2 protein-coding genes, 1 tRNA gene and 2 pseudogenes are annotated in these 2,495 nt (G+C 62.4%); 4 read left to right on the forward strand and 1 reads right to left on the reverse strand.

Annotated features, from left to right (window positions below):
* From EV657_RS22010 to EV657_RS21815, 4 genes and pseudogenes are all read left to right on the forward strand, one after another.
* Positions 1 to 187, forward strand: a pseudogene (locus EV657_RS22010) (IS5/IS1182 family transposase); the annotation flags it as partial.
* Between the two features lie 341 nt (positions 188 to 528).
* Positions 529 to 605, forward strand: a tRNA-Thr gene (locus EV657_RS21315).
* Positions 606 to 1,182: 577 nt separating this feature from the next.
* Positions 1,183 to 1,413: pseudogene (locus EV657_RS22630) on the forward strand (tyrosine-type recombinase/integrase); the annotation flags it as partial.
* Between the two features lie 34 nt (positions 1,414 to 1,447).
* Positions 1,448 to 1,639 (forward strand): hypothetical protein, encoded by a 192-nt coding sequence (locus EV657_RS21815; protein ID WP_113670466.1) that lies wholly within the window; start codon positions 1,448 to 1,450, stop codon positions 1,637 to 1,639.
* 71 nt (positions 1,640 to 1,710) lie between these two features.
* Here the strand turns inward: EV657_RS21815 and EV657_RS21325 are convergent, their stop codons facing one another.
* Positions 1,711 to 2,442, reverse strand: a complete 732-nt coding sequence (locus tag EV657_RS21325) for a pentapeptide repeat-containing protein (RefSeq protein ID WP_134079864.1) — start codon at positions 2,440 to 2,442, stop codon at positions 1,711 to 1,713.
* Between the last annotated feature and the right edge of the window lie 53 nt (positions 2,443 to 2,495).

Consider the following 2,495-nt stretch of genomic DNA (forward strand, 5'->3'; position numbering starts at 1 on the left):
GAAAACGATCCGGGGGATCGTTTTCCCGAGAACGGGCGGGCTGAACTCCACACTGCACGTCCTGGCCGATGCGAAGGGTCGCCCGATCCTGTTCCTCTCGGCGGGCCGGACCTCGGACGCCATCGGGGCGCGGGCGCTGCCGTCTTCCATCCCGCAGGCCGGGACGCTGCGCGGTGACCCGGGCTAAGATGCCGACTGGGTCCGCAACGCTCTGACCGACATGGGCATTTTGCTGTGTATCGCCTCCCGCATCGGTCGCAAGGTTCCGATCCCGCACGACGCAAGCCTCTGCCGCCTGCGTCACGGGATCGAGACCATGTTCGCTCGCCTGAAGGACTGGCGGCGCATCGCCACCCGCTGCGACTGCTGGCCGATCCTGTTCCTCTCGGCCTGCGCCCTGGCCGCGACCGCCATCTATCGGGTGTGAGACCTGACTCTGGCGGCTGCGACCGATCCCGGCCGCAAGCAGCAGGCCCCGCATCGCCGATTGCCAGCCAGATGCCGTTCGTCTAAACCTGCACGGGCATTGCCCTCGTAGCTCAGTTGGCCAGAGCAGCGCTCTTGTAAAGCGAAGGTCCGCGGTTCGAATCCGTGCGGGGGCACCAGACACAGACGCACACGGAATCAAGGCAGCGCAAAGCCCCGCAAAATAAGGGCGTATGGAACTTCGATGCGCGCCTGCGCTTGCCTCTGCCCCCCTGAATCGCGCATCCATTTACGCACGAATTACGCACGTGCGTAAATGGATGCGGGTGTATGGCAAGCTTCACGAAGCACAAGACGGGATGGCGGGCGCACGTGGTCAGGCGGGGCACTCGCAAGACCAAGGTTTTCCCGACCAAACGCGAGGCGCAAGACTGGGCGGCCAGGCAGGAATACCTGATCATGGAGGCCGATCGCGCGGTCAGCACGGTCCCCTTTTCAGAGGTGCTTCTGCGCTACGCCCGCGAGGTCAGCCCTACCCACCGCGGCGAAAGATGGGAGGGGATGCGGCTGCGGAAGTTTGCGGAGGACAAGATCGGTGCCGTCAAAATGCGCGATCTCTCGGCGGCGGATTTCGCAGACCGGCGGGACCGGCGGTTGCGCGAGGTGGCCCCGGCCAGCGTGCGAAGGGAGATGAACCTTCTCGGGTCCGTGCTGACGCAGGCGCGCAAGGAATGGGGGCTGCTCTCCGGAAACCCCATGGCCGACGTGCGCAAGCCGAAGGCGCCTCCGCCGCGTGACAGGCTCCCGACGCAGGATGAACTGGATCGGCTGGCGCATGTGGCTGGCGACGATCTGTCAACGGCACAGGCCCGGGCCTTTCACGCGTTTCGGTTCGAATGCGAGACTGCAATGCGGGCCGGGGAAATCATCGGGCTGGAATGGTCAAGGATCGACCTTGAGGCGCGCGTCGCCCGCCTGCCGATGACCAAGAACGGGCATCCCCCGCCGCAACCGCAAGGGCGTGATCGTCCACGACCGCGCCCGCTACACCCCTTGCGTCTGGGTGCCGACCCTCGCCCAGATCGCGGCGGCACGTCGGGCCTATCTCGACTGGTGGGGCTATCTGCTGGAGCTGCAGGCGGCGCTCGGGTCCGCCGATCTCGCGCGGATCCGCGTCACCGGGGATATGCCCCCGATGACGCCCTGGCGATGAAATTCAGAGATTTTTGCCCTGCTGACGAGGGGCCCGGCTTTCGGAAAGCGCGAAGCTCAAACGCCAACGCGTTACTGAGATGTGTCGGAAATGGAGCCTGTTTTCCAGTTGCAACCATCCGGAGGCGGGATAGCAGCAACGTCCGACCAGCCCTCCGGCGAGATGTTTGACCAATTACGAGAATCCATGCCGGAAGCCTCAAGCCAGCCCCGCCAACGACCGAAAAACTCTTCGTCGCTCAACACATCCGCGTGCCACTGGCAGGGATCGCCCATTTGCTTTCGGAAGCCGTCGGTTATCTGCACACTTCCGTCAAGAAAGGCGTTTCTGAAATCAGTCTCTTCATTGAAGTTGACGCTCCTCAAATCGGCGAACCTGAGAGCGCCGCCACCATTTGTGACCGCTCTCAGGTTCGCCGATTGGATTATTAAGGGTTCGAACCGCACACCTGTCAAGAAACTCATACTGAGGTCCGCCCCCTCCATCTGGACCCAGCTGAGGTCCGCCCCCTCCATCTGTGCACCGATGAGGTTCGCCCCTGCCAAAAACGTGTCAGTCAACTGCGCTCCTCTGAAATCCGGTTTCTGATGACCGGGTTGGTGCCACTGAGGTTTGCGTAGTTCCGAAATCGCGGCCTCTCTCCTCCGTCGAAACTCTCTCTCAAACAGGGCTTGCTGATACTCCGAAAGTTCCTTCCGGGTGCAGTCATTAGCTTCGCGCTTGCACCAATCCCCAAAAAAATCAGACTTTGCGATGTCACTAGGTCGTGTTGACAAAAGGGATTCCGCTCGTGCGCAGGGCATGATTCAAGCTGGCATCTGCGATGGAGACCAGCTTGGCACGAGATCTTATGTCG

This window comes from Rhodovulum visakhapatnamense, from assembly GCF_004365965.1.
Lineage (GTDB): Bacteria > Pseudomonadota > Alphaproteobacteria > Rhodobacterales > Rhodobacteraceae > Rhodovulum > Rhodovulum visakhapatnamense.

Coding starts and splice junctions, on each gene's coding strand:
- EV657_RS21325 (WP_134079864.1), bottom strand. CDS start 2,442: ATGCCCTGCGCACGAGCGGAATCCCTTTTGTCAACACGACCTAGTGAC.